This is a genomic window from Massilia cavernae (assembly GCF_003590855.1).
Taxonomy (GTDB): Bacteria; Pseudomonadota; Gammaproteobacteria; order Burkholderiales; family Burkholderiaceae_D; genus Telluria_A; species Telluria_A cavernae.
The window spans coordinates 31,822-57,873 of the sequence record NZ_QYUP01000127.1 but is presented as its reverse complement, the minus strand read 5'-3'; the positions used below and the strand labels follow the sequence as shown (position 1 = coordinate 57,873).

The following is a 26,052-nucleotide window of genomic DNA, read 5'->3' as shown; positions in this document are numbered from 1 at the left end:
GGGCAAAACCGCCGGTCGTGAAATCCATGCCTATTTCAACAGGCATGCGGAAAAGTCTTCGAAGGCCCCATAGGCCGGCGTGGCGGGCCGCGCCGTGCCGCACAGGTCGCTTGCCGCCTTTTCATCGGCGCCAGCCTTGTCGCGGCGCGGCGCCTGCTCGCTCCAGCGCAGGTCGAGACGCTGGGGAGCGGCGTACAGGTCGCGCAAGGGGTGGGCTCCGGTGAACAGGCGGGTGACGCCGGTGTCCAGGTTGTCGCTGGCGCGCAGCAGGGCGCCGTCGCGCGCGTTGATGCGGCCGTCCACGATGTTGCCGTGCACGTCGGCGGTGCTCTCGGGCCAGCGCGCCGACATGCCGGCCGTGTCGAGCAAGGTATTGTGGGTGACTGTGCTGGCGGCGGAGCGGTTCAGGTAGATGCCCTCGTCCGAGCACGACGCGATCAGGTTCGCTTCGATCACGCCGCGATCCTGTTCGGTCAGGCAGCGTTTGTCGCGGCAGAACTCGGGACCGCTGCCCCCGCCGCCAAGCGACAGGCCGACCCTCTGGCCCCTGGCGCCGTGCAGCAGGTTTTCGCAGATGACGACGTTGCGCGTGAAGCTGTTGCCGCTGCCGCCGCCCTTGAAGAATCCGCCGTAGCTGATGCGGTCGCCGCCGCGCTTGATGAAGTCGGTGATCAGGTTGCCGCGCACCGTCCAGTTGCTGGCGGCGACCAGGTCGATCGGCGTTACCGCCGTGCCGGTCGCGCGCACGCTGCTGTTGCTGATCGTATTGTTCTCGATGAGGCCGTCGTCCGGGAAGGATCCGGCGTTGCCGTTGATTTTGAAGTGGGCGTTGAAATCGGTGATGGTGTTGTTGCGCGCGACGAAGCCCTTGCCGCGGCCGACCACGTGGAAGGCATGGTCGCAGGCCTCCTGCGCGGCGCAGGCGCCGCGGATGTGCAGGTTCTCGAAGGTCCAGCCGGACGAAGTGACCAGGAAGCCTTCGGTGATCGCCAGTTCGATGCGCACCGTGCCGGCACGCTCGGCGCGTACCGTCACGCCCTCGGCGCTGCTGGTCGCGATGTAGGGGCGGCCGCTGAACAGGTAGACGCCGGGCGCGAAGGTGACGATATCGCCCGGATGGGCCTTTTCGATGGCCTTGACCGCGGCGTCCGGCGTGGTCACCATCACCACCTGGCCAGGCCTGGCGGGCGCCACGGCATCGGCCTGGGCGCCGATGCGCAGCGGCGGCAGGTCGCCCATGCCGGCGCCGCGGTCGAGGTCGTCGAGCTTGCGCGCCGCCAGCACGCCCAGCTGGTCGAAACGGTGCCCGGAGGCGCGCCGTTCGATGTAGGGCCCCATCTGGCGTGGCGGCACCGCGGCGCTTTCCAGGAACCAGGCGACGCCGCCGGCGGACAGCAGCACCAGGGTCAGCAAGGTGAACAGGATTTTCTTGAACGGTGAAGTCCGTCGTTTCTTTTGCATGTGCGTTCTTAATCGGGACGTGTGAGTTCGCGCAGCCGGTACCAGGCCAGGCCGGCGAGCTCGTAGCTGGCGTACCAGGACATGTGCAGTCCGGCCGCACTTGGAATGAAGTCGAGCGCCGCCAGTTTGCCGGCGCCGTGGAACATGGTGGGCGCCGGGACCACCTCGAGGCCGGTGGCGGCAAACACACGCGCGGCGCGCGCCATGTGCAGGGCGTCGGTCACCAGCAGGATGCGGCCGACCTTGTTGTCTTTCAAAATCCTGGCGGAGCGCGAGGCGTTTTGCGCGGTCGTTTCCGAGGCAGCTTCCACCCACGCCACCGGCGTGCGGAAGTCGTCGCGCAGGACCCGCGCCATGGTCTGGGCTTTCGCTTCGTGGACGCCGTCGGGCGAGGCGTTGCCGCCGGTGACAAGAAGCGGCAAGCCGGTCAGGTGCTGAAGGTGGGCGCCATAGCGCAGGCGCGCCAGGGTGGTCAGGTCGGGAACGTCCCGCCCGCCGTACTCGGGGGCGTGTTCGATGCGGCCAGCGGCCAGCACCACGATGGCGCCGGCGCCGCCGGTGTCGCCGGTGGCGAGCACGGGCGCATGTTCCAGCAGCGGCCACATCAGCATCCGCGCCCCGGCTACCGTACTGAGCACCAGGAGGATGGATGCGCTGGCCACCGCCAGCATGCGCCCCGCGCGCGGTTTCCAGCGCCGTAGCAGCATGCCGGCCGCGATCCCCAATACCAGGCATACCGGCGGAAGCAGGATGACGTGGGTTAGCGCGGAAACAAGCAGATCAATATTCATGTTGCCATTTTAAATGGCAACGTAGTTCTCCTGCGAAATCAATTGCAATGAATTGTCGTAATTCGTAATACTTCCTTCCAGTTGTTATCGTGCAGCGAATCCGTAGGACTGGATCTGCGGTTCGATCGAGGACAGGTCGCGCGACATCGTCTTGCTGCGGTCGATCAGCAGGTAGCCGGTGACATCGCCGAACATTGGTTCCTGCAGCACCACACGGTAGCGTTTGTCGAGAGCGACGAAGTCATAGTCATTGACCGCGACCACCTCGGCTTTCGGCATGTCGCCTACCTGGATGTATTTGCGGTTGACCCGTTTGGTCAGGGTAAGGGTATCGCCATTCGACAGATCGTATGAACCCAGCAGCGTCTCGAATTCACCGGCCCAGATCCTGCTGTACTTGGCCGGAAGCTCGATCGTTTCGGGAACGCGTGGAATGGTGACTTTGCTGATGTCGGATTGGGCCAGGGCCACTGGGCTGAATGCCATGGCGGCGGCGAAGCCGGACAGGAATAATAAGCGTTTCATGACGCACCTCCTGAACCGTTGCCTGGAGGCCGTCGACGCAAAGCCACTCGACGAGCGGGGTGACTGACTGTTGGCGGCCGGGGACGCTGGTTCGTCAGTTATTGCATAGTATATTGCTCGCCAGCGGGACCATCAAACCGCGGCCCCGCTTACATGCAATATAGGTCGGAAAAACGTATAAGTCGAACAATGCTTTGATCGCTCAAGCGAGGCCGATCGCACTCGCGCGGAAGGCCTTGGTGCGGGCCAGGATCCGGCGGTCGCGCAGGAAGCGGGTGACCACCTGGGCCGCCTGATCGACACCCACGAAATGCCATTGTGGTGACGTTTCCGCCAAGGCTGCCAATTCGACACCACCTGCTCCGACGACGAGGACGCTGGCTTGTTCCTGCGCTCGCTCGGCGACCAGCAAAGCCGTCATTTTTTGCAGGTCGGACCAGCCCGGGACGAGGCGCCGAGTTTTTTCAGCGTAGTCGGACAGGGCAATGGGATCGTTGAAAGCTGAGGATGGCTCGACGTTTGATTTTTGCATTGGAGCAATCTAGGTCTCGGCCTTGGCAAGCGTCAACCAATCTTGATCTATCGTGAGGTGTAGAAAAGGAACGGTAGTAAGGTGCAAGTGCACAAAACACTGGCACATCCTATTTCTGTTACTACAATAATCAATGAAGCTTAGCTTCGATCCGGCAAAACGTGCCAAGGCACTTATTGAAAGAGGTTTGGATTTCGCACGTGCGAACGAAGTTTTCGCAGGTGTAACCATGACGCTTGACGACGACCGCCGGGACTATGGCGAGCCCCGGCGTATGACTGTCGGCTTGTTGGACGATCGGGTCATAGTCGTCGTGTGGACACCGCGTGGCGGGACGCGAAGAATCATTAGCATGAGGAAAGCAAATGAACGTGAAATCGCCGAATTCGAAAGAGCCTTGGGTTGACCCTGACGATGCTCCCGAGCTGACAGACGAATTTTTTGAGAAAGGCGAATGGAGAGTCGGCGAGAAGATCGTATCGCGCGAGGAAGCGTGCGCAGAGTTAGGAAAGCGGCGCGGGCGTCCGATAGGCAGCGGGACCAAGGTCAGCACAACGATCCGGTTTGATGCCGACGTGCTGGAGGCTTTCAAAGCTACTGGCGCTGGCTGGCAAACGCGCATGAACGATGTTCTTAGGGAGTGGCTGAAGTCACGTTGAGATGCAACGTTGCCAGAAGAGGTGCGGGTGCAGTCGACTGGAAGTGGCGAGGCACCCATCCCGGGAACGACGAGTTTAGAGGCGGGATGTAGTTTTGGCCGCTGATCACGCGATAAAAAACCTATCAGCGCCCCAAAACAAAAAAGCAGTCACGATCACTCGTAACTGCTTCATTTGCTTACTTCTGTATTCGTGGTAGGCCGTGCGGGATTCGAACCTGCGACCAACGGATTAAAAGTCCGCTGCTCTACCAGCTGAGCTAACGACCCGAAGAGGCAGCATTATAGCCTGCGATTCGTGATTGCGCTAGGGTATTTCTGCGGACTGTCCAAAAATCAGGTCAGTGCCGCCGTCACCTTCAATACTTCGTCCGCCGTGGTTACCCCTTCGATGATCTTGTACGCGCCCGCGATGCGCAGCGGCTTCATGCCGTCGGCCACGCTTTGCTGGCGCAGTGCGATCAGGTCGGTTTCTTCGCTGATGCGCTTGGTGAAGTCTTCGGTGATCGTCAGCAGCTCGTAGATGCCGGTACGGCCACGATAGCCGGTCTGCCGGCATTCCGGGCAGCCGATCGGGCGGTACATCGGCGACGGCTTCTGGATGTTCCACGAGCCGCCGATGCTTTGCCACACCTCGTCGCTGATCTCGCCATCGAGCGCCTTGCAGTGCGGGCACAGCGTACGCACCAGTCGCTGCGCCATGATGCCGACCAGCGTCGCCTCCAGCAGGTAGTAGGGCACGCCAAGTTCCAGCAGCCGCATCACGGCAGACGGCGCGTCGTTTGTGTGCAGCGTCGACAGCACAAGGTGACCGGTCAGCGCGGCCTGGATCGCCATTTCGGCGGTGCCGAGGTCGCGGATCTCGCCGACCATGATGATGTCCGGGTCCTGCCGCATCAACGCCTTCACGCCGTCAGCGAACGACAGGTCGATGCCGGGCTGTATCTGCATCTGGTTGAACGATGCTTCCACCATCTCGATCGGGTCTTCCACCGTACACACGTTCACTTCGGACGTGGCCAGCGCCTTGAGCGTGGTGTACAGCGTGGTCGTCTTGCCCGAACCGGTAGGACCGGTGACGAGGATGATGCCGTGCGGCTTGGCGGTCAGTTCGTCCCAGCGGCGCGCGTCGTCGAGCGGGAAACCGAGTTCCGGCAGCGTCTTGACCACCACTTCGGGGTCGAAGATACGCATCACCAGCTTTTCGCCGAACGCGGTTGGCATCGTCGACAGGCGCAGCTCCACTTCCTGGCCGCCGCTGGTGCGCGTCTTGATGCGGCCATCCTGCGGGCGCCGCTTTTCGATCACGTCCATGCGTCCGAGCAGCTTGATGCGCGCGGTCATCGCGATCATCACCACCGCCGGCACCTGGTACACCTGGTGCAGCACGCCGTCGATGCGGAAGCGGATGACGGCCATGTCGCGCTTCGGTTCCAGGTGGATGTCCGAGGCGCGCTGTTCGAACGCGTACTGCCACAGCCAATCGACGATGTTGACGATGTGCTGGTCGTTGGCATCGACCTGCTTGTTCGACTTGCCCAGTTCAACCAGCTGCTCGAAGTTGTTGCGCAGCGCGACGTCCTGGCCGGTCGACTTGTTGGCGTCCTTGATCGATTTGGCCAGGCTGAAGAACTGCGAAATGTACTGCGCGATGTCGAGCGGGTTGGCCATCGCCAGCTGGATCTTGCGGCGCGAGATCTTGGCAATCTCGGCTTCCCATTCGTGCGAGAACGGGTCGGCCGTGGCCACCGTCAGCGTGGTGCCGGTGAGTTCCAGCGGCAGGATGTTGAAGCGCGCCGCGTAGCTGGCGGACATTACGTCCGCCACTTTGGTGAAGTCGATCTTCAGTGGGTCGATGCGCACGAACGGCAGGCCGACTTTGCTGGCGGCGTATTCCGTCAGCAGGTCGAGCGTCATCAGGCGGTGCGGCGGTTGCGCGGAGATCAGCTTGCACTGGGCCGCGGCCGATAGCGGGTGCATCGAGCCGACCGCGTTTTTCAGGATGGCCTGGGCCTGGGTGAAGTTGGTTTTGACGTTGGCTTTTTCGACGATGCCGTCGGCAAGCAGCCACGAAAAAATCGTCTGGAGGTCGAGCGAGCGGGGAGCCCTTGGCTGGGCCGCCGCCGGTTTTGGCGCTGCTGGTTTCACATCTGCGTTCAAGCCGTTCCTCCTGCGGGCGCTGCGGTTGGTTATTCTGCTGACTGGATGCCCTTGACCCACGATTTGGCGGGCAGCTTGGTCGCGGCGACGATCTCCGCGGCACGCGCCTGCAGCGCCTCGATGTCGAGAGCCGGGCGGTCGCGGAAGCAGATCGCGACAACATTACCATCATGCACTTCAGGCAGGCAAATTACATGAGCGAAGGCGAACTTCATCGCCTTGAAGTTTTTCGCGAAGCTCGGGTGGTCGCCAAACAGGTTGACCGTCATGATACCGCCGTCGGCCAGGCAGGCGTTGCAGGCCTGGTAGAACTCGGGCGTGTCGAGCACTGGGCCGCGCGCGGTGGCGTCGTACAGGTCGCATTGCAGTACGTCGAAGGCGCCGTGGTTGGCATCGTCGTTGACGAAGTCCATCGCATCCATTTCGACCACGTTCAGGCGCTCATCGTTCGCCGGCAGCTTGAACATCGACGCGCAGATGTTGATGACGGCGTCGTTCAGTTCGACGGCGGTGACGTTCGCGTCGGGGAACTGGCGATAGCAGAACTTGGTGAGGGTGGCAGTGCCGAGGCCGAGCTGGGCGATGTTGCGCGGTTCTTTGATGAACAGCGTCCAGGCCATCATTTGCTGCGCGTATTCGAGTTCAGGCCAGTCGGGCTTGCGGATGCGCATCGCGCCTTGAACCCATTCGGTGCCGAAGTGGAGGTAGCGGACGCCGTCCTGTTCGGATAGGGTGACAGGTGCAAATTTTGGTTTGCGCGCGGGCTTGCGGGACGATTCGGCTTGTTCGATGGATTTGCGTTTGATGAGCATGATGCGGCCTGGTTGAGTGGGCGCATTATATCGTGTGCGCGTATCCAGAAAAACGTAGGGCGGATAAGCGAAAGCGCATCCGCCAAACGCACGCGTCACGATATCGCATGCATTTGGCGGATGCGCTCCGCTTATCCGCCCTACGGGTTGCTAACTTATTACTGGCGCTCGTCCGGCTCGACCGAAACGCGCAGGCGCACACGGTTGCCCGGATCGCGCGGCATTAAGGTCGTATAAGTGCGGCCACGGTAATCGTAAGTCACGTCGTAGCCCACATTGCGGGATTCGAACGAATCCACGGTGCGGCATTGACGCACGGCTTGTTCCTGATAACCCGGAGGCGGCGCCGCACGGTTGGCGTTCGACACCTGGTCGCCAATCGCGGCGCCGGCCAGCACGCCGGCCGCGGTCGCTGCCGCACGGCCCGAGCCGCCGCCAACCTGGTTGCCGATCACGCCGCCCGCCAGCGCGCCAAGGATGGCGCCGCCGGCGCTGCGCTGCGGTTGCTGCGCTACCGGTACCTGCACGTATTCGGTACGGCATTCCTGGCGCGGCTGGCTGTAGCGTTCGACGCGCGGCTGGACACGGGTGACGTGGCCAAAATCTTCAAACTCGGCTACCTGCGCCTGGGCCAGCGGGAGGGCGCAAACGCCCATCGCGGCGATCATCAATTTTGCTTGTGCGTTCATTTTGAACCTCGCTTGTATTCGTTGGACTGCATGGTTACTGACCCAGTTCTCATATTAATACTGCGCAGGGTTCATCCATGATCCATGTGGCAACAAAATGTAACAGCACGATAAGACGCCACGATCGACGCCCATTTCGAGGATATCGCTGAAATCAGACTTCTTTTAAGCCAATACATTCCATATTTTCACAAATCTTGCGTCCGTGATCACATTCGGGTTGATTCAACTACCACAAAACGTTACCCTTATATGATTCAGGGATATATTGGCGCGTGGCAACCAACCAAGGAGACAAGCGATCGCAGCAGCGAGCGCGTAGCGCATCAGCATTCAATACAAGAAAAAACACCCCGTTCATCAGGTCGACTTGAGGGAAAAATGAGTTTGTTTATAACAGTGCCGCCCAACCTAGTGCAGTCCATTCGTGCGTTCCGTGTGACGGAGCTGCAGGAGGAGGCCGCTCGCCTGGGGCAGCACTTTCTGTACGCTCACTGCGCCGATACGTTGACCAAACAGCAAGTGTGTGCGCGCATTGGCGAGAACTTCCATTTTCCCAAGCAGGCCAGCAAGAACTTCGAAGCGCTTCGCGTGTCGCTGACCGATACCATCTTCAAGGCCGGCCAGCAGCCAGGCTTCATTGTTGTGCTTGAGCAATTGCCAAATACGCAAAAATTCGACAAGGAAGCGCGCGAAACCCTGCTCGACGTCTTCCGTGACGCCGCCGACTACTGGGCCGAGAAAAAAGTCCCGTTCCGCGTCTTTTACTCGTTCGAATAAGCTTCAATCGCACTATCCGGTGGCGCAGAAAGTGTATGCTGCGCCGCATCATTTTTGGCCCGTTTCCTTGGTTCGGCCTGTGGGCCGGGGTACAATGTGCGCCATGAAAAACATTGTCATCCTCATTTCCGGCCGCGGCAGCAACATGGAAGCTGTCGTGCGCGCAGCTCAATCCGAAGCCTGGCCGGCACGTATCGCCGCCGTTATCAGCAACAAGGCGGACGCCAAGGGTCTCGAATTCGCCCAGGCGCACGGCATTCCAACCGCCGTGGTCGCAAACAAGGATTTCCCCACGCGCGACCAGTTCGACGCCAAATTGCAGGAAGTAATCGATGGCTTTGCGCCCGACCTCGTCGTGCTGGCTGGCTTCATGCGCATCCTGACCGCGCCTTTCGTCGAGCATTACGAAGGCCGCCTGCTGAACATCCACCCGTCGCTGCTGCCGCTGTTCCCGGGCCTGGATACGCACCAGCAGGCGATCAACGCCCGCGTTGCCGAGCATGGCGCGACGGTGCACTTCGTCACCGCCGAACTCGACCACGGCCCGGTCGTGGTGCAGGTAAAAGTACCGGTGCTGCCCGGCGACACGGAAGACACCCTGTCGGCGCGCGTACTGGTCGAAGAACACAAGCTGTATCCGCTCGCCATCCGGCTGTTTGTCGAGGACCGGCTCAGCATCGTCGGCGGCGGCGTCCGCATCGCCGACACAGCAAATATCTAACCAAGGAATTACATGAGACTGCCACCAGCGATCCTCGCGAACACAGAAGAAGTACTGCGCGAGATTTTGCGTTTTTCGGCGCCTGCCGACACCACCCTGTCGCGCTATTTCAAGGACCACCCACGGCTGGGCGGCCGCGAACGCGGCGCCATCGCCGAAGGTGTCTACGCAGTCCTGCGCAACAAGAACTTCTTCACCGACTTCGCCGGTTCGGGCAACGGCATGCGCCGCCTGACCATCCTTGGCCTGGCCGAAGCGATGGGTGTCGATTCTCTCGGCGGCCTGACCGAGGAAGAAACCGAATTCCTGGCACGCATCAAGGAAATCGACCGCAGCCTGATCCCGGCGGCCAAGCGCTCGAACCTGCCGCAGTGGCTGTACGATAAATTCGTCGGCCAGTACGGCGAGGAAGAAACGCTGAAGCTGGCCGAGGCGCTCAACCAGCCTGCGCCGCTGGACCTGCGCGTCAATTCGATCAAGGCCAACCGCGACGACGTGGTGGCGGAACTGGCGCAAGCGCCGATCGCCGCCGAGCCGATGCCTTATGCACCGCTGGGCCTGCGCGTGCTGCGGAAGCCGGCACTGCAGAACCTGCCGCTGTTCAAGAGCGGCGCGATCGAAGTGCAGGACGAGGGCAGCCAGGTGCTGTCGCAGATCGTCGGCGCCAAGCGCGGCGAGATGGTGGTCGACTTCTGCGCGGGCGCGGGCGGCAAGACGCTGGCGCTGGGCGCGGCGATGCGCAATACCGGCCGCCTGTACGCTTTCGACGTGTCCGAGAAGCGCCTGGCCAAGCTGAAGCCGCGCCTGGCGCGCAGCGGCCTGTCGAACGTGCACCCGGTGCAGATCGCACACGAACGCGACGCCAAGATCAAGCGCCTGGCCGGCAAGATCGACCGCGTGCTGGTTGACGCGCCTTGCAGCGGCATGGGCACCTTGCGCCGCAATCCTGACGTCAAGTGGCGCCAGAAGCCGGAAGCCGTGACCGAGATGCACGACAAGCAGGTAGCCATCCTCGACGGCGCAGCGCGCCTGCTCAAGGGCGGCGGCCGCCTGGTGTACGCCACCTGCTCGCTGCTGGATGAAGAGAACGACCGCGTGATCGAGCAGTTCCTTGCTTCGCACGACGATTTCGAGCTGGTGCCGATGAATAAGGTACTCGCGGAACAGAAGATCGACCTGGAAATGGGCGACTACCTGAAGCTGCTGCCGCACAAGCACCAGACCGACGGCTTCTTCGCTGCTGTACTTGAGCGCAAGAAGATGGTCAAGCCTGTCAAGGCTGTTGAAGCCGACGAAGAAACTGCAACCGACGAATAAGAAAGGCGCCGCCTATGCCGCTGTCAAACCTGCTTACCGACCTGGTCAACGATATACGCGATCCGGGCGTGCTATGGCAGGTGGCGGCGATCGTCGTTTGCGTGGCGCTGGGCTGGTTCATGGCGCGCGCCATCCGGAGCCGGCGTGCCGAGGGCGTGGAAGGGCATGCCGCCCTGGTACGCGCCGGCTTCGTCAGCTTCGCCCAGATCCTCACGCCGCTCCTGATCGCGGCGCTGGTCTGGGGCGTCAAGCTGGTGCTGGTCAACTTCCTGCATAACGTCAGCCTGCTCAAGGTTGCACTTCCGATCTTCGCGTCGCTGGCCGTGATCCGCACCGCGTTCTACCTGCTGCAGCGCGTGTTCGCGCGGCGCGGGCAACTGGGCGCGGCACTCGTCACCTTCGAAAAGATCTTCGCGCTGCTGGTATGGGCCGGCGTGGCGCTATACCTGGCCGGGCTGTGGCCGGACATAATCGCTTTCCTCAACGGCACCAAACTGCCGCTCGGGCGCAGCGACATCTCGCTGGCGATGGCGATCCAGGCCGTGGTGTCGGTGGTGGTGCTGCTGATGCTGGCGCTGTGGGCCGGCACCGCGCTGGAAGAGCGCCTGATGGGCATGGAGGGCATGCACACCTCGCTGCGCGTGGCGATGGCCCGCATCGGGCGCGCGATCCTGATTGTCGTCGCGGTGCTGTTCAGCCTGCAGCAGGTGGGCATCGACCTGACGGTGCTGTCGGTGTTCGGCGGCGCGCTCGGCGTCGGCCTCGGCCTCGGCTTGCAAAAGATCGCCAGCAATTACGTGTCGGGCTTCGTGATCCTGCTCGAACGCAGCCTGGCCATCGGCGACAACATCACCGTCGACAAATACAGCGGCAAGGTGGCGCGCATCAACACCCGCTACACGGTGCTGCGCAGCGTCGATGGCACCGAGTCGGTAGTGCCGAACGAAATGCTGGTGTCGGGCGCGGTCATCAACTCCTCGTTCACCGACCGCAAGACGCGGCTTGTCACCGAAGTCATCGTTGGCTTCGATACCGACCTCGCAAGCCTGCTGCCGCAAATCGTGGAGACCTGCCGCGGCGTGAAGCGCGTGATGCAGGAGCCGGCGCCGGAAGCTTTCCTGCTGCGCTTTACGCCCGACGGCCTGCTGCTCGAAGTCGGCATGTGGATCCAGGATCCGGACAAGAGCAAAGGTGAAGTATTGTCGGAAGCGAACCTGAAGATCTGGTCATTACTGCAAGCGGAAGGCGTGACGCTCCCTCGCGCTACGCGCGAACTGCGCCTTGCCGACCCGCGATTCGATGTACTACTCGATAAGGCAGCCACGCTCGACAGCAAATGATTGGTGACATTCGTGCCGTGCATCACTAATCAGCGTAAAATGTGGGTTCCCTGCACGTTGCGAAACGCAAGCCACGTGGTGGGATGAAGCCACCATTTTGGAGCAGTAATGAATTTGTTAAGCAACACTCTGGATACCGTCCTCGCGTTTCTCTCGACCGGCATCGTCGGTCTCTCAGGTTGGCAAGTTGTAATCTACACCCTGATCGTCACCCATATCACCATCGCAGCAGTCACGATCTACCTGCACCGCCACCAGGCGCACCGTGCGCTGGACCTGCACGCGATTCCAAGCCATTTCTTCCGTTTCTGGCTGTGGCTCACCACCGGCCAGGTCACCAAGGAATGGGCGGCGATCCACCGCAAGCACCACGCCAAGTGCGACACCGAGGAAGATCCGCACAGCCCGGTCACCCGCGGCATCAAGAAGGTCTTCTTCGAAGGCGCGGAGCTGTATCGCGCGGAATCGAAGAACCTCGAGACCATGGAAAAATATGGCCACGGCACGCCGAACGACTGGATCGAGCGCAACCTGTACACCAAGTACAGCTGGGCCGGTGTCGTCATCCAGCTGATCCTCAACGTTGCGCTGTTCGGCGTTATCGGCATCACCATCTGGGCGATCCAGATGATGTGGATCCCGGTCATGGCCGCTGGCGTCATCAACGGTATTGGCCACTGGTGGGGCTACCGCAATTACGATTGCGCCGATGCCGCTACCAACATCATCCCGTTCGGCATCCTGATCGGCGGCGAAGAATTGCACAACAACCACCACACCTACGCCACCTCGGCCAAGCTGTCGTCGAAGTGGTACGAGATCGACATCGGCTGGGCCTACATCCGCGGCCTGGAAATGCTGGGCCTGGCGAAGGTCAAGAAAGTGGCGCCGAAGCCGGTGTTCGAACACGGCAAGCAAGTGCCTGACTTCGATACGCTGCAATCGGTGATCGCGAACCGTTATGACGTGATGGCCAAGTATGCCAAGTCGGTCAAGCATGCATGGAGCGAGGAAGTCGAGCACCTGCGCCACAAGGCTGCATTCGAGAAGCGTTTCCTGAGGTCGTCGCGCAAGCTGATGCAGCGCGAACCGGCCAAGCTGGAAGCGCCGCACAAACTGCAACTGGGACAGGTGTTCGAGCACAGCAAGGCGCTGGAAACCATGCACCACATGCGTGTGGAACTGGGCGCGATCTGGGAGCGTTCGCACTTCACCCGCGACCAGCTGCTGCACCAACTGCAGGACTGGTGCGCGCGTGCCGAGGCATCCAAGATCAAGGCGCTGCAGGACTTCTCGCTGAGGCTGCGCAGTTACGCTTAATACATACGGCTTCAAGTGAAAAAACGGCTTCCGAGGAAGCCGTTTTTTTATGTGGGAAAGGTGGATGCGTGCTGCGCACTTATCCCCCCTACGTGTCTCTCATAGTGGCGTAGGGCGGATAAGCGGAGCGCATCCGCCGATTCGCCATGGCAAATGACGCAATTGTTCCCGGTGTTCGTAGGGGCGGAAAAGCGCGCAGCGCGTTATCCGCCGGTTTGAGGTCAGTGGTCCAAAAACAAAAAAGCCGCAAACTTTCGTCTGCGGCTTTTCTTCGTACCGAATACCCGATCAGAATTACTTGATCTTGGTTTCCTTGTACATCACGTGCTTGCGTGCTTTAGGATCGAACTTCATGATCTCCATTTTCGCAGGCATCGTGCGCTTGTTCTTGTCGGTGGTGTAGAAGTGACCCGTACCTGCAGTCGATTCCAGCTTGATTTTGTCGCGGCCAGTTTTTGCCATGATAGCTCCCTAATTTATACTTTTTCGCCACGAGCGCGCATGTCAGCCAGAACGGCGTCGATGCCCACTTTGTCGATGACGCGCAGGCCGGCGTTAGACAAACGCAGGGAGACCCAGCGGTTTTCCGACTCTACGAAGATACGGCGGTTCTGCAGGTTAGGCAGGAAACGACGTTTGGTTTTGTTGTTAGCGTGCGATACGTTGTTGCCAACCATCACGCCCTTTCCAGTAACTTGGCAAACACGTGCCATAGCGCACTCCTTGAAAATATCCAAAATTGGAAAAACGAGAGTATAGCGTGAAAACCATCACGGAATCAATCACTTGCGAAAAACAATAGTGTCTTAAGCTGATTCATGAATTTAACAATTGTAAAATCAGCGCAACACCCTTGATTTGCATAGGTTTCTACACAGCAGGCGCTTACATCTGCCCGTGCTCGGCGAAGGAATGGACATGTGGCCCGGCGACAACAAAGTGATCCAGCACCCGCACGTCGACCAGGGCCAGCGCCTGCACCAGCGCCCGCGTCAGCATCAGGTCGCAGTCGCTGGGTTCGGCTACGCCGGAAGGGTGGTTGTGGACCAACATGACGCTGGCCGCGTTGTGCGCCAGCGCCTTCTTCACCACCTCGCGCGGGTAGACGCTGGTGTGGGTCAGCGTGCCGGTGAACAGTTCCTCGCATTCGACCAGCCGGTTTTTCACATCCAGGAACATCACCAGGAAGGATTCATGATGCTGGCGCCCCAGGCGCATACTGAGGTAACTGCGCACGGCGGCGGGGGAAGTCAACAAATCGCCCGAGCGCAGTTGTTCCGCGATGGCGCGCTGGGCCAGTTCCATCACCGCCTGCAGCTGGGCGTACTTGGCCGCGCCCAGCCCCGGCACTGCGGCGAAATCGCGCAGGCTGGCGCTGAACATGCCGCCCAGCGAGCCGAAACGCGTAATCAGGTCGCAGCCGAGGTCGACCGCGCTGCGGCCCCTGACGCCCACGCGCAGGAATACGGCCAGCAATTCCTGGTCGGACAGCGCAGGGGCACCGTCCCGGATCAGGCGTTCGCGCGGCCGCAGGTGTTCGGGCCAGTCCTTGATTCCCATCGTCGCATCGATCCAAATGGCTGTGCATGAACCGGCGAGCGCCGCAGTGGCTTACAATAACGGATTCCCGATTTTTGCCACCACTATGTCGAACGCCACCGCCCCTGTTGTCAATGAGTCTTCCTACCTCACGCTGCATTATCGGCTCGCGTCGCTCGACGGTACTGATCTGATTACTACTTTCGGCGGGAACCCGGCGACGCTGATGCTGGGCCAGGGCCAGCTTGCCCCGGCGCTGGAGGCCTGCCTGCTCGGCCTGCCGGAAGGCACCCACAAGACTTTCGTGCTGACCCCGGCGCAGGGCTTCGGCGAACGCAGCCCGGAATTGGTGCAGGCGGTGTCGCGCGCCACGCTGGATGAGAACTCGGCGCCGGACGCCGGTTACAAGGTGGGCGACCTGGTCGACTTCGCCGCGCCCGGCGGCGGCCGTTTCGCCGGCGTTCTGCGCGAAATCGGCGACGATACCGCCATCTTCGATTTCAACCATCCGCTGGCGGGCCAGACCCTCAAGTTCGAAGTCAACCTGATCTCGGTTTTGTAACTGGATACTCCATGAATAACGAAATTCTCCTGGCCCAGCCGCGCGGCTTCTGTGCCGGCGTCGACCGCGCCATCGAAATCGTCGAACGCGCGCTGCAGCAGTTCGGTGCGCCGATCTACGTGCGCCACGAAATCGTCCACAACGCCTATGTGGTGGACGACCTGCGCAACAAGGGCGCGATCTTCATCGAGGAACTCGATGACGTCCCGGCCGGCAATACGCTGGTGTTCTCGGCCCACGGCGTCTCGAAAGCCGTGCGTGCCGAAGCCGAGCGCCGCGGCCTGAAGATTTTCGACGCGACCTGCCCGCTGGTCACCAAGGTACACGTGGAAGTGGCCAAGATGCGCAAGCAGGGCTGCGAGATCGTCATGATCGGCCACGACGGCCACCCGGAAGTCGAAGGCACCATGGGCCAGACCGAACAGGGCATGCACCTGGTCGAGACCGTGGCCGACGTCGCCACGCTCCAGGTGAACAACCCCAACGAGCTGGCCTACGTGTCCCAGACCACGCTGTCGGTCGACGATACCGCCGACATCATCGCCGCGCTCAAGCTGCGCTTCCCGAACATCATCGAGCCGAAGAAGGGCGATATCTGCTACGCCACCACCAACCGCCAGGAAGCCGTCAAGTTCATGGCGCCGCAGGTGGAAGTGGTGGTCGTGGTCGGCAGCCCGAACAGCTCGAATTCGAACCGCCTGCGCGAAGTGGCGCAAAAGATGGGAACGCCCGCCTATATGGTCGACAACGCCGACCAGATCGACCCGCAATGGCTCGAAGGCAAGCAGCGCATCGGCGTCACCGCCGGCGCTTCGGCCCCTGAAGTGCTGGTGCAGGCCGTGATCGACCGCCTCAAGCAGCTGGGCGCGCGCAGCGTCCGCGCCCTCGAAGGCGTCGAGGAGCACGTGACCTTCCCCTTGCCGAAGGGCCTGGATGGCGCCAAAGCGGCGCCGCAAGCCGAATGAGTATTTACATTCGACAAGAGAATATTTGGTAGAGAGGTAATTTTCCGGTGTTAGTTTTCACGAAACCTCGCTATCATGGCGACGCTCGAAAAATTTGTAGCCAGGCCCGCGTTATCCTCGCGCGCCCGGTGGGGGTGCGGTTGAAGCAATAGCGCGTGATCCCATGGGGATGCGAAGTTTGTGAGGCGGCGTCAGGCCATGAGCGGCACCACCGGAGATATCCTCCGGGGTGCCGTTTTTATTAGATAGATAATAAAAGAGGCAAGCGAACCATGGATACCTTTATCCAACAGATTATCAATGGTCTGGTGCTGGGCAGTATGTATGCCCTCGTCGCACTGGGCTACACGATGGTGTACGGCGTCCTGAACCTGATCAACTTCGCTCACGGCGACGTACTCATGATCGGCGCCATGGTTGGCTTGTCGATACTTAAGCTGCTCGACGTCTTCATGCCCGGCCTGCCGGGCGCGGTGCAGCTGGCCATCGCGATCGCAGGCGCCATCCCGGTCTGCATGCTGGTCAACATCATCATCGAACGCGTCGCCTACCGCCGCCTGCGCAATGCGCCGCGCCTGGCTCCGCTGATCACCGCGATCGGCGTGTCGACCCTCCTCACCACCTTCGCCATGATGATCTGGGGCCGCAATCCGCTGCCGTTCCCGCAGCTGCTGTCGTCGGATCCGATCGCCATCGGCGGCGCAGTCATTTCGCAAACCCAGGTGCTGCTGCTGGCGCTGGCGTCCTTGTCGATGGGCGGCCTGGTGCTGCTGGTCGAAAAAACCAAGATGGGCCGCGCCATGCGCGCCACCGCCGAGAACCCGCGCGTCGCGGGCCTGATGGGCGTTGACTCCAATAAGGTGATTGTCGCTACCTTCGCCATCGGCGCTGCGCTGGCCGCGGTCGCGGGCGTGATGTGGGGCGCCAACTATTCGTCGATCCAGTTCGCGATGGGCTTCCTGCCCGGCCTGAAGGCCTTCTCGGCCGCGGTGCTGGGCGGCATCGGCAACATCTACGGCGCGATGATCGGCGGCATCCTGCTGGGCCTGATCGAAGCGATGGGCGCGGGCTACATCGGCGACCTGACCGGCGGCTTCCTCGGCAGCCATTACCAGGACATCTTCGCCTTCGTGGTGCTGATCATCGTCCTGACCATCCGTCCGTCCGGCATCATGGGCGAACGTGTTGCCGACCGTGCGTAACAGGAAAGGACACTGACCATGAAACTCCTCTCTTTCGACGTCGAACACAATCCGCGCAAGGCCTATGCCAGCATGGCCATCGTGCTGGCGCTGCTGCTGGTGTTCCCATTCTTTGCCCAGCAGTTCGGTAACTCCTGGGTCCGCATCGTCGACATCGCGCTGCTGTACATCATGCTGGCGCTGGGCCTGAACATCGTGGTCGGATTTGCCGGCCTGCTGGACCTGGGCTACATCGCCTTCTTCGCGGTGGGCGCCTACCTGACCGGCCTGCTGGCCTCGCCGCAGTTCGCGGCCCTGCTCGAATCCGTCGTCTACCAATACCCCGTGCTCGGGGAATGGCTGGTCGCGGTGATGGGTCCGGAGATCACCGAGACCGGCATCCACCTGTCGGTCTGGTTCATCGTGCCGCTGGCGGCCGGCATCGCCGCGCTGTTCGGCGCGATCCTCGGCGCCCCGACCCTGAAACTGCGCGGCGACTACCTGGCCATCGTGACCTTGGGCTTCGGCGAGATCATCCGTATCTTCATGAACAACCTGAACGACCCGATCAACTTCACCAACGGTCCGCAGGGCATCAACATGATCGACCCGATCCGCATCTTCGGCGTATCGCTGGCCGGTGAAGCGGGCTCGAAGGCGACCGTCTACATCGGCAGCTTCGCGATGCCGTCGGTGAATGCCTACTACTTCCTGTTCCTGGCGCTGTGCATCGCCACCATCTTCATGACCGCGCGCCTGCAGCATTCGCGCCTGGGCCGTGCCTGGGTGGCGATCCGCGAAGACGAGATCGCCGCCAAGGCGATGGGCATCAATACCCGCAACGTCAAGCTGCTGGCATTCTCGATGGGCGCCTCGTTCGGCGGCATCGCCGGCGCCATGTTCGCGTCGTTCCAGGGCTTCGTGTCGCCGGAATCGTTCTCGCTGATGGAATCGATCGCGGTGCTGGCGATGGTGGTGCTGGGCGGTATCGGCCACATCCCGGGCGTGATCGTCGGCGGCATCCTGCTGGCCGCGCTGCCTGAAGTGCTGCGCCACACGGTCGAGCCGTTCCAGAACGCCGTGTTCGGCAAGGTGCTGATCGAAGCCGAAGTGCTGCGCCTGCTGCTGTACGGCCTGGCGATGGTGCTGATCATGCTGCTGCGCCCGGCCGGCCTGTGGCCGTCGCCGAAGCACGAAGACCGCCCGCAGGCGGCCGAGACCAACAAGCCAGACGTGTTTCCGGCCTGAGCGCCAAGCAAGGAAGACCAGAAATGAGCGACAAGATTCTTCTGAACATTGCCGGCGTGAACAAGCGCTTCGGCGGCCTGCAGGCGCTGACCGACGTCGGCATCAAGATCATGGAAGGCCAGATCTACGGCCTGATCGGCCCTAACGGCGCCGGCAAGACCACCTTCTTCAACGTGATCACCGGCCTGTACCAGCCGGACACGGGCACCTTCGAGCTGGCCGGCAAGCCGTATTCGCCGTCGGCCCCGCACGAAGTGGCCAAGGCCGGCATCGCCCGCACCTTCCAGAACATCCGCCTGTTCGGCGAGATGACCGCGCTGGAGAACGTCATGGTCGGCTGCCACGTGCGCACCCACCAGGGCGTGTTCGGCGCGGTCTTCCGCCACAAGGCCGCGCGCCAGGAAGAGGCGATGATCCGCCGCCGCGCGCAGGAGCTGCTGGACTTCGTCGGCATCGGCGAGTTCGCCAAGCGCACCTCGAAGTTCCTGTCCTACGGCGACCAGCGCCGCCTGGAGATCGCGCGCGCACTGGCGACCGACCCGAAACTGCTGGCGCTGGACGAACCGGCGGCGGGCATGAACGCGACCGAGAAGCTGGCGCTGCGCGAGCTGCTGGTCAAGATCAAGAACGAAGGCAAGACCGTGCTGCTGATCGAGCACGACGTGAAATTGATGATGGGCCTGTGCGACCGCATTACCGTGCTCGAGTACGGCAAGCCCATCGCGGAAGGCCTGCCGGCCGAAATTCAACAAAATCCGGCTGTGATTGCAGCCTACCTGGGAACGGCCCACTAACATGAGCGACAACATTCTCAAGATTCAGGGCCTGAAAGTTGCGTACGGCGGCATCAAGGCAGTCAAGGGCATCGACCTCGAAGTCAACAAAGGCGAACTGGTCACGCTGATCGGCGCCAATGGCGCGGGCAAGACCACCACGCTGAAGGCGATCACCGGCACCCTGCCGGACTGTAACGTCGAAGGCGTGATCAGCTACATGGGCCAGCCCTTGAAGGGCAAGCACTCGTTCCAGCTGGTGGAGCAAAAGCTGGCGATGGTGCCGGAAGGCCGCGGCGTGTTCACCCGCATGACCATTTACGAAAACCTGCAGATGGGCGCCTACACGCGCGACGACAAGGCGGGCATCGAGGCCGACATCGAGAAGTGGTTCGCCACCTTCCCGCGCCTGAAGGAACGTGCCGGGCAGCTGGCCGGCACACTGTCGGGCGGCGAGCAGCAGATGCTGGCGATGGCGCGCGCGCTGATGTGCCATCCGACCCTGCTGTTGCTGGACGAGCCGTCGATGGGCCTCTCGCCTATCATGGTCGAAAAGATTTTCGAAGTGATCCGCGACGTGTCGACGCAGGGGATCACGATCCTGCTGGTGGAGCAGAACGCCAAGCTGGCGCTGCAGGCGGCGGACCGCGGCTATGTGATGGATTCAGGCGCGGTCATCATGACGGGCAACGCCGAAGACATGTTGCACGACCCGCGCGTGCAGGCTGCGTACCTGGGCGAGTAAGGAATCCAGCCGTTCGCCCTGCCGTGACCGTTAGGGCGGATACGCCGTACAAAACAAAAATGCCTCGCATCGCGAGGCATTTTTCACTTCAAGCCGTCACCGGCTTTTACATCGAATTACTTAGCGCCGGCGCGTGCTGCAACCTTTTCCGCAACTTGCGAGAACTGGTTCACTGCTGCGTTGACGTTGGCTTCCACCACTTCAACTGCCTGCTTGGCGGTCTTGCTGAACTGCTCGTAGCCGGCGTTGGCGTTGCTCAGGCCAGCCTTGAATGCGGCAACAGCGTTTTCCGAACCAGCTGGCGCGTTGCGGGTGACTTCGTCAACCAGCGAGATGACCTTGCGGTTGGTTTCGGCGATTTGCTCTTCGGCAGCGCGGCTGAACTCAGCCTGTGCGCCCGAAGCGATCGCTGCCACCTGGCGGCCGTAGGAAATCGCTTTCTCTGCGGCTGGCTGGGCTTGTGCTGCGGACAGCGAGAAGAATTCTTGTGGATCTTTTGCCGACAGCAGCTGCTTGGCGGTCTGCGCGGACTCTTCCAGCGTTGCCTTGGCGGCGGTGATGTTCAGTTCAACCAGCTTTTCCATGCCTTCGAATGCTTTCGAGGTCAGGGAAGTCAGCATCGCGAATTGGGCATCCAGGTTGGCTTTGGTAGCGTTCGAAAACTGCTCAGGGAATGCAAACATATGTGTTCTCCAGATGTGTGGTGATTTTGTCGATTAATGTTGCTGGATTGACCGGTGAAGCAGACTCGTTATTCGTTGTTGCATTGTGCGTCGCAACAATTCATATTTTAATGAAATCAAATGACAAGTCAAGACATTCTTGTGCGGCGCAACATGATAGCCTCTATGCAACTTTTCGATATGCACAAAGGGTAGTGGAAGTCGGTGAAAACTCCAGTTTCATAGGAGAAATGACCACCTTCAATGCTGAAATGCGGGGCATGCTAGACTCGGTTTCTTGCGCTTTAGCCCCGCTGACGTGGCGCATCGGCCATTTTGCTAGCCCATGCGTATTGATCCATGTCAAACATCGACGTAAATAATGTTGCGCCGCGCCACACTGCGGCGTGGTTGTCCCCACTCCCTGTCTTTTTCGTCTTTCTGTGGAGCACGGGATTCATCGTTGCCAAGTTCGGCCTGCCGTATGCGCCGCCCCTGACCTTCCTGCTGCTGCGCTGTGTGCTCGTGCTGCTACTGCTGCTTCCATGGGTTGTCCTTGCGCGCGCGCCTTGGCCGAGCGGCAACATCGGCCACCTTGCCGTCGCCGGCGTGCTGCTGCAGGCCGGCTACCTTGGCGGCGTCTGGTGCGCGATCAAGCTCGGCATGCCGGCCGGGCTGTCGGCGCTGATCGTCGGCCTCCAGCCCATCCTGACCGCCGCCGCCGCGCCCCTGATCGGCGAGTCGGTCAAGCCGCGCCAATGGCTGGGGCTGGCCCTTGGCCTGGCCGGCGTCGGCCTGGTCGTATATTCGAAAATCAACCTGTCGGGCCTGTCGCCGCTGGCGATCGGTTTCTGCCTGCTGGCACTGCTGTCGATCACGGCCGGCACCATGTACCAGCGCCATTTCTGCCCGCGGTTCGACCTGCGTACCGGGACCGCGGTGCAGTTCGCGGCGACGGTGGCGGTGCTGTTGCCGCTGGCAGTGCTGTTCGAAGATCTCGGTCCGGGTATTGCCACAGTAAAATGGACGCCTGAATTCGTCGGTTCGCTGCTGTGGTCCTCGCTTGCGCTGTCCATCGGCGCCATTTTCCTGCTATTCAAGCTGTTGAGCCGCAACGAAGCGACCTCGGTGACCAGCCTGCTGTACCTGACCCCGCCGACCACCGCGCTGATGGCGTGGGCGGTGTTCGGCGAGGCGCTAGGCCTGGCCGGCGTGGCCGGCATGATGGTGGCCGTTCTCGGCGTGATATGCGTTGTCAAAAAATAGGAGGAGCAATGATTTCAAGCAAGCAACAGGAAATGGTGGACGCGGCCATCGCGTCGCGCCGTTCGATCCGCGCCTTCCTGCCGAAACCGGTCGCGCGCGAGGACATCGAACGCATCCTGGAGGTGTCCGCGCGCGCGCCGTCGGGCACCAATACCCAGCCGTGGAAAGTGTATGTGCTGACCGGCGCCGCCAGGGAACGCCTGTCGGATGCCATCACGGACGCCTACGCCGATCCTGCGGCCGCCGGCAAGCACAGCGAAGAGTACACCTATTACCCGCGCGAATGGGTGTCGCCCTACATCGACCGCCGCCGCAAGGTGGGCTGGGACCTGTATGCGCTGCTCGGCCTGAGCCGCGACAACAAGGCGGGCATGGCCGCGCAGCATGCGCGCAACTACAGATTTTTTGACGCTCCCGTTGGTCTGATCTTTACCATCGACCGCGTGATGGAGCAGGGCTCATGGCTGGACTACGGGATGTTCCTGGAGAACATCATGGTGGCCGCGCGCGGACGCGGGCTCGACACTTGCCCGCAGGCAGCTTTCACCCAGTTCCACCGCATCATCGCGGAACAGCTTGGGCTGCCTGGAACAGAGATGGTCGTGTGCGGCATGGCGCTCGGTTTTGCCGACCCTGGCAAGATTGAAAACAGCCTTGTTACAGAGCGCGAGCCAGTCTCGGGCTTTACCCGGTTTTTGGAGTAAAGGCGTATACTGTCGTCAGCGGGCAGAAAATTGTTGCGCACACGCCTTGCACTATTGCACCATGCTTTCGAGAAATGTTAAATTGCTTGTGATTGCCGAGTGCCTTGCTACACTGCAACTAGAAGTAAATCCGAGAGCTTCATAGGAATTCCAGATGTTCAAGTTAGCGTTGGGTGCATTTATCTCCCTGCTATTCGTGCTGACCCCCGCCGAGGCGGCCAAGGTCGAGCAGCGCGGCGGCTCCACGATTGTCAAAAAATCTACGGTCAAGAAGAGCGCCGCCAAAAAGCAACGCTACAAGCGCAAGGAAGCGGTATCCAAACGGGTCACGGTCAGCAGCCGCGGCAGCGTTGTGCGCCGCGTGATCACATTGAAAAACGGCAAGCGCAAGGTGGTGCACCAGCGCGTATACACCGCCGCGCCCGTCATCCGTTCGATGACCGCGGGCGACAAGGCCGGCCTCAACCTCACCCGCGATCCGCTCGCCCTCGCTTCCAGCGTCGCACTGGTGCTCGACCAGACCAATTCCGAAGTGCTGTTCGAAAAGAACGCCAACGTCGCCCTGCCGATCGCCTCGATCACCAAGCTGATGACGGGCTTGATTGTCGTTGAAGCGCAGCAGGACATGGACGAGATGCTGACGATCACCGATGACGACGTCGACCGCGAAAAGTTCACTACCTCGCGCCTGCGCGTGGGTGCGCGCCTGAGCCGCCGCGAGCTGCTGCACATTGCGCTGATGAGCTCGGAAAACCGCGCCGCCGCCGCACTGGGCCGTAACTATCCGGGCGGCATCCACGGCTTTGTTGCAAAGATGAATGAGAAGGCCCATGAACTGGGCATGAGCGACACTCACTATGTCGATTCGAGCGGACTGTCGAGCCGCAACGTGGCAAGCGCACGCGACCTGGCCAAGCTGGTCATGGTCGCGCACCAGCAGCCGCTGTTGCGCGAGTTCTCGACCGACCCGGGTTCGGTCGTGGCCGCAAGCGGCCGCCCTGTGCAGTACCGCAATACCAACAAGCTGGTCTCGCTCCCCGACTGGGACATCGGCCTGCAGAAAACCGGCTTCATCAACGAAGCAGGGCGCTGCCTGGTGATGCAGACGATCATCCAGGGCCGCGCCGTGATCATGGTGTTCCTCGATTCCAAGGGCAAGCAGTCGCGCACCGCGGACGCGGGACGCATGCGGCGCTGGCTTGAAGCGCTCAAGCCGCCCGGCCTGTCCTAGAATTTCCCTGAATTCAGCGCACTGGCGTGTAGCCCAGCGTCGCCGAAATCTGGCTGGCGGTCGTCACCAGGTCCTCGAGCCATTCTTCCTGCAGGCGGTCGGCCGGCGCCGAGATCGACAGACCCGCCACCAGCTTGCCGGAATCGTCATGGATGCCGGCCGCCATGCAGCGCACACCCAGTTCCAGCTCTTCGTTGTCGCGCGCGTAGCCGCGTGCGCGCACCAGGCTCAGCTCGCGTTCGAGCCTGGCGAGGTCGGTGATCGAATTCTTGTTGTGGCCGGCCAGGCCGGTGCGCGTCGCATAGGCGCGGATGGCTTTCGGTTCGTCCACCGACAGGAACAGCTTGCCGGTCGAGGTCAGGTGCAGCGGGCCGCGCCCGCCGATCGCACGCACCACCTGCATGCCGGAACGCTCGGAAAAAGCGCGGTCGATGTAGACGATCTCGTCGCCCTGGCGGACCGACAGGTTGATGGTCTGCTGGGTTTTCTTGTGCAGTGCGCGCATGAAGTCCAGCGCCGCCTCCCGCACAGACAGGCGGCTCTTGACCACATTGCCCAGTTCCAGCAGGCGCATGCCGAGGCGGTAGGTGCCGGGTTCGACCCGGTCGACGAAGCGCGTGACTACCATGTCGTTCAGGATGCGGTGCGCGGTGGAAGGGTGCAGCCCGGAGACCTTCGACAACTCCTTCAGGCTGACCGGGTCGGCATAGGTGGCCAGGGCGTCGAGCAGTGCCACCATGCGTTCGATGACCTGGATCGATGTTTTTGCGGGTTCGACTGATTCCATTTTCATCATGTGGTTGGTGCGGTGCAGTATAAGTTAAACACTTTATACCATATCGTGAAACGATAAGGCAACGAAGCGCGTCCATAATGTTGTGCGGCTGGCGATGTATATTTTGCGCCGCGCGGGGCATAATGGTGTACTACATGATTCTTTGAAAACACTCCATGGAACAACCGGTTAGCGAATTCAAGAGCAAGGGCGGCCTCGGCCGCATCAGCGGCGCCGTGCGCAACACGATGGACGGTTTCCGCACCGCATGGCGACACGAGCACGCCTTCCGCCAGGAAGTGGTGGTGGTTATCATCGGCACCATCGCCGCGCTGCTGTTGCCGATCTCGGCGTTCCAGAAGGCTTTCCTGATCGCCGTCATGCTGTTCGTGCTCACCGTCGAACTCATCAATTCCGCCATCGAAGCGGTGATCGACCGCATTTCGCTGGAACGCCACCCGCTGTCGAAGAACGCCAAGGACCTCGGCAGCGCCGCAGTCGCGGTCGCCATGGCCATCGCCGCCATATCGTGGATCGTCGTGTTGTTCAACCGCTTCTATTGACAGGTTCTGGGAAAATCGGGTCGTCGCACAATGCCTTGCTGGCATTCTTGCTATTATTGATTTCCCCTTAACTTTTCCATGACGGAGTTTACGATGACTTTACGCTTGGGCGATACCGCACCTGATTTCGAACAGGATTCCTCGATCGGCAAGATCCGTTTCCATGAGTGGGCTGGCGATTCGTGGTCGGTCCTGTTCTCGCATCCGGCCGATTTCACGCCGGTCTGCACCACCGAGCTGGGGCTGACGGCGAAGCTCAAGCCGGAGTTTGACAAGCGCAACGTCAAGGCGATCGCGCTGTCGGTCGACGCGGCCGAGTCGCACAACACCTGGATCAAGGATATCGAAGAGACCCAGCAAACGGTGGTCGGGTTCCCGATCATTGCCGACGCCGACCGCAAGGTGTCCACGCTGTACGACATGATCCATCCCGAGATGTCGGCCACCGCGACCGTGCGCTCGCTGTTCGTGATCGACCCGAACAAGAAGGTGCGCCTGTCGATCACCTACCCGATGAGCACGGGGCGCAACTTCGACGAGGTGCTGCGCGTGATCGACGCACTGCAGCTGACCGACAGCCATGCGGTGGCGACGCCGGGCAACTGGCAGGATGGCGATGACGTGATCATTCCGCTGACCGTGCAGGATCCGGAGGTCATCAAGCAGAAGTATCCGAAGGGGTTCAAGGCGCCGAAGCCGTATTTGCGTATCACGCCGCAGCCGAACAAGTAA

At 61.5% G+C, this 26,052-nt stretch carries 30 protein-coding genes and 1 tRNA gene; 18 read left to right on the top strand and 13 right to left on the bottom strand.

Annotated features, from left to right (window positions below; genetic code table 11):
• Window positions 1-30: 30 nt before the first annotated feature.
• From D3872_RS17425 to D3872_RS17410, 4 genes are all read right to left on the bottom strand, one after another.
• Window positions 31-1,461, bottom strand: a complete 1,431-nt coding sequence (locus tag D3872_RS17425; RefSeq protein ID WP_119811991.1) for a right-handed parallel beta-helix repeat-containing protein — start codon at window positions 1,459-1,461, stop codon at window positions 31-33.
• Between the two features lie 8 nt (window positions 1,462-1,469).
• Complete coding sequence (locus D3872_RS17420; protein ID WP_119811990.1) at window positions 1,470-2,252, bottom strand: YdcF family protein; 783 nt, start codon at window positions 2,250-2,252, stop codon at window positions 1,470-1,472.
• 84 nt (window positions 2,253-2,336) lie between these two features.
• Window positions 2,337-2,777, bottom strand: a complete 441-nt coding sequence (locus D3872_RS17415) for a hypothetical protein (RefSeq protein WP_119811989.1) — start codon at window positions 2,775-2,777, stop codon at window positions 2,337-2,339.
• Window positions 2,778-2,979: 202 nt separating this feature from the next.
• Window positions 2,980-3,309, bottom strand: a complete 330-nt coding sequence (locus D3872_RS17410) for a hypothetical protein (protein ID WP_119811988.1) — start codon at window positions 3,307-3,309, stop codon at window positions 2,980-2,982.
• Between the two features lie 133 nt (window positions 3,310-3,442).
• Here D3872_RS17410 and D3872_RS17405 point away from each other — a divergent pair, with 133 nt between their 5' ends.
• Together D3872_RS17405 and D3872_RS17400 are read left to right on the top strand one after the other, a co-directional pair.
• Window positions 3,443-3,715, top strand: a complete 273-nt coding sequence (locus tag D3872_RS17405; protein WP_119811987.1) for a BrnT family toxin — start codon at window positions 3,443-3,445, stop codon at window positions 3,713-3,715.
• Window positions 3,675-3,968 (top strand): BrnA antitoxin family protein, encoded by a 294-nt coding sequence (locus tag D3872_RS17400; RefSeq protein WP_119811986.1) that lies wholly within the window; start codon window positions 3,675-3,677, stop codon window positions 3,966-3,968. The genes D3872_RS17405 and D3872_RS17400 overlap by 41 nt, the downstream gene beginning before the upstream one ends.
• A 193-nt stretch (window positions 3,969-4,161) precedes the next feature.
• Here D3872_RS17400 and D3872_RS17395 read toward each other — a convergent pair.
• From D3872_RS17395 to D3872_RS17380, 4 genes are all read right to left on the bottom strand, one after another.
• Window positions 4,162-4,237: transfer RNA gene (locus D3872_RS17395), tRNA-Lys, on the bottom strand.
• 66 nt (window positions 4,238-4,303) lie between these two features.
• Window positions 4,304-6,127, bottom strand: coding sequence for a type IV pilus assembly ATPase TfpB (tfpB, locus tag D3872_RS17390; protein WP_119811985.1), 1,824 nt, complete (start codon window positions 6,125-6,127; stop codon window positions 4,304-4,306).
• 29 nt (window positions 6,128-6,156) lie between these two features.
• Window positions 6,157-6,939 (bottom strand): spermine/spermidine synthase domain-containing protein, encoded by a 783-nt coding sequence (locus D3872_RS17385; protein ID WP_119811984.1) that lies wholly within the window; start codon window positions 6,937-6,939, stop codon window positions 6,157-6,159.
• A 158-nt stretch (window positions 6,940-7,097) separates the two neighbouring features.
• Complete coding sequence (locus D3872_RS17380; RefSeq protein ID WP_119811983.1) at window positions 7,098-7,628, bottom strand: glycine zipper 2TM domain-containing protein; 531 nt, start codon at window positions 7,626-7,628, stop codon at window positions 7,098-7,100.
• Between the two features lie 381 nt (window positions 7,629-8,009).
• Between D3872_RS17380 and D3872_RS17375 the strand changes: the two genes are divergently transcribed.
• The 5 genes from D3872_RS17375 (at window position 8,010) to D3872_RS17355 (ending at window position 13,106) form a co-directional block, all read left to right on the top strand.
• Entirely contained in the window at window positions 8,010-8,408 is a 399-nt protein-coding gene (locus D3872_RS17375; RefSeq protein ID WP_119811982.1) for a barstar family protein, read from the top strand.
• A 103-nt stretch (window positions 8,409-8,511) separates the two neighbouring features.
• A complete protein-coding gene (gene purN, locus D3872_RS17370; protein WP_119812008.1) occupies window positions 8,512-9,129 on the top strand; it encodes a phosphoribosylglycinamide formyltransferase in 618 nt (205 codons plus the stop codon).
• A 12-nt stretch (window positions 9,130-9,141) separates the two neighbouring features.
• Entirely contained in the window at window positions 9,142-10,446 is a 1,305-nt protein-coding gene (locus D3872_RS17365; protein ID WP_119811981.1) for an RsmB/NOP family class I SAM-dependent RNA methyltransferase, read from the top strand.
• 14 nt (window positions 10,447-10,460) lie between these two features.
• Window positions 10,461-11,786 carry a mechanosensitive ion channel family protein gene (locus D3872_RS17360; RefSeq protein WP_229459380.1) on the top strand — a complete coding sequence of 442 codons (1,326 nt, stop codon included), beginning with the start codon at window positions 10,461-10,463 and terminating at the stop codon, window positions 11,784-11,786.
• 108 nt (window positions 11,787-11,894) lie between these two features.
• Complete coding sequence (locus D3872_RS17355; RefSeq protein WP_119811980.1) at window positions 11,895-13,106, top strand: DesA family fatty acid desaturase; 1,212 nt, start codon at window positions 11,895-11,897, stop codon at window positions 13,104-13,106.
• Window positions 13,107-13,400: 294 nt separating this feature from the next.
• On the opposite strand, the gene rpmG is transcribed toward D3872_RS17355, so the two are convergent.
• From rpmG to radC, 3 genes are all read right to left on the bottom strand, one after another.
• A complete protein-coding gene (gene rpmG / locus D3872_RS17350; protein WP_197422130.1) occupies window positions 13,401-13,571 on the bottom strand; it encodes a 50S ribosomal protein L33 in 171 nt (56 codons plus the stop codon).
• A gap of 11 nt (window positions 13,572-13,582) precedes the next feature.
• Window positions 13,583-13,819 carry a 50S ribosomal protein L28 gene (gene rpmB, locus D3872_RS17345; protein ID WP_119811979.1) on the bottom strand — a complete coding sequence of 79 codons (237 nt, stop codon included), beginning with the start codon at window positions 13,817-13,819 and terminating at the stop codon, window positions 13,583-13,585.
• Window positions 13,820-13,991: 172 nt separating this feature from the next.
• A complete protein-coding gene (gene radC, locus D3872_RS17340) occupies window positions 13,992-14,666 on the bottom strand; it encodes a RadC family protein (RefSeq protein ID WP_119811978.1) in 675 nt (224 codons plus the stop codon).
• 85 nt (window positions 14,667-14,751) lie between these two features.
• Here radC and D3872_RS17335 point away from each other — a divergent pair, with 85 nt between their 5' ends.
• The 6 genes from D3872_RS17335 to D3872_RS17310 all read left to right on the top strand — a co-directional run bounded on the left by D3872_RS17335 (window position 14,752) and on the right by D3872_RS17310 (window position 20,119).
• Window positions 14,752-15,207: an FKBP-type peptidyl-prolyl cis-trans isomerase gene (locus D3872_RS17335; RefSeq protein WP_119812006.1), complete on the top strand. Its 456-nt coding sequence runs from the start codon at window positions 14,752-14,754 to the stop codon at window positions 15,205-15,207.
• A gap of 11 nt (window positions 15,208-15,218) precedes the next feature.
• On the top strand, window positions 15,219-16,172 hold the full coding sequence (gene ispH, locus D3872_RS17330) for a 4-hydroxy-3-methylbut-2-enyl diphosphate reductase (RefSeq protein ID WP_119811977.1): 954 nt from the start codon (window positions 15,219-15,221) through the stop codon (window positions 16,170-16,172).
• A gap of 272 nt (window positions 16,173-16,444) precedes the next feature.
• Window positions 16,445-17,374, top strand: coding sequence for a branched-chain amino acid ABC transporter permease (locus tag D3872_RS17325; protein ID WP_119811976.1), 930 nt, complete (start codon window positions 16,445-16,447; stop codon window positions 17,372-17,374).
• A gap of 18 nt (window positions 17,375-17,392) precedes the next feature.
• Window positions 17,393-18,601, top strand: coding sequence for an ABC transporter permease subunit (locus D3872_RS17320; protein ID WP_119811975.1), 1,209 nt, complete (start codon window positions 17,393-17,395; stop codon window positions 18,599-18,601).
• A gap of 23 nt (window positions 18,602-18,624) precedes the next feature.
• Window positions 18,625-19,395 (top strand): ABC transporter ATP-binding protein, encoded by a 771-nt coding sequence (locus tag D3872_RS17315; protein WP_119811974.1) that lies wholly within the window; start codon window positions 18,625-18,627, stop codon window positions 19,393-19,395.
• 1 nt (window position 19,396) lies between these two features.
• Window positions 19,397-20,119 (top strand): ABC transporter ATP-binding protein, encoded by a 723-nt coding sequence (locus tag D3872_RS17310; protein ID WP_119811973.1) that lies wholly within the window; start codon window positions 19,397-19,399, stop codon window positions 20,117-20,119.
• A gap of 116 nt (window positions 20,120-20,235) precedes the next feature.
• Here D3872_RS17310 and phaP read toward each other — a convergent pair whose 3' ends face one another.
• Complete coding sequence (gene phaP / locus D3872_RS17305) at window positions 20,236-20,802, bottom strand: TIGR01841 family phasin (protein ID WP_119811972.1); 567 nt, start codon at window positions 20,800-20,802, stop codon at window positions 20,236-20,238.
• Window positions 20,803-21,141: 339 nt separating this feature from the next.
• Here phaP and D3872_RS17300 point away from each other — a divergent pair, with 339 nt between their 5' ends.
• The 3 genes from D3872_RS17300 to pbpG all read left to right on the top strand — a co-directional run bounded on the left by D3872_RS17300 (window position 21,142) and on the right by pbpG (window position 23,982).
• Window positions 21,142-22,047, top strand: coding sequence for a DMT family transporter (locus tag D3872_RS17300; protein ID WP_119811971.1), 906 nt, complete (start codon window positions 21,142-21,144; stop codon window positions 22,045-22,047).
• Between the two features lie 8 nt (window positions 22,048-22,055).
• Window positions 22,056-22,751: a nitroreductase gene (locus D3872_RS17295; protein WP_119811970.1), complete on the top strand. Its 696-nt coding sequence runs from the start codon at window positions 22,056-22,058 to the stop codon at window positions 22,749-22,751.
• Window positions 22,752-22,905: 154 nt separating this feature from the next.
• Window positions 22,906-23,982, top strand: coding sequence for a D-alanyl-D-alanine endopeptidase (pbpG, locus tag D3872_RS17290; protein ID WP_119811969.1), 1,077 nt, complete (start codon window positions 22,906-22,908; stop codon window positions 23,980-23,982).
• Window positions 23,983-23,995: 13 nt separating this feature from the next.
• Here the strand turns inward: pbpG and D3872_RS17285 are convergent, their stop codons facing one another.
• Entirely contained in the window at window positions 23,996-24,775 is a 780-nt protein-coding gene (locus D3872_RS17285) for an IclR family transcriptional regulator (protein WP_119812005.1), read from the bottom strand.
• Between the two features lie 158 nt (window positions 24,776-24,933).
• Between D3872_RS17285 and D3872_RS17280 the strand changes: the two genes are divergently transcribed.
• Together D3872_RS17280 and D3872_RS17275 are read left to right on the top strand one after the other, a co-directional pair.
• Window positions 24,934-25,320: a diacylglycerol kinase gene (locus tag D3872_RS17280; RefSeq protein WP_119811968.1), complete on the top strand. Its 387-nt coding sequence runs from the start codon at window positions 24,934-24,936 to the stop codon at window positions 25,318-25,320.
• Window positions 25,321-25,413: 93 nt separating this feature from the next.
• The gene (locus D3872_RS17275; RefSeq protein ID WP_119812004.1) at window positions 25,414-26,052 is read left to right on the top strand and encodes a peroxiredoxin; all 639 of its coding nucleotides are present in this window, start codon (window positions 25,414-25,416) and stop codon (window positions 26,050-26,052) included.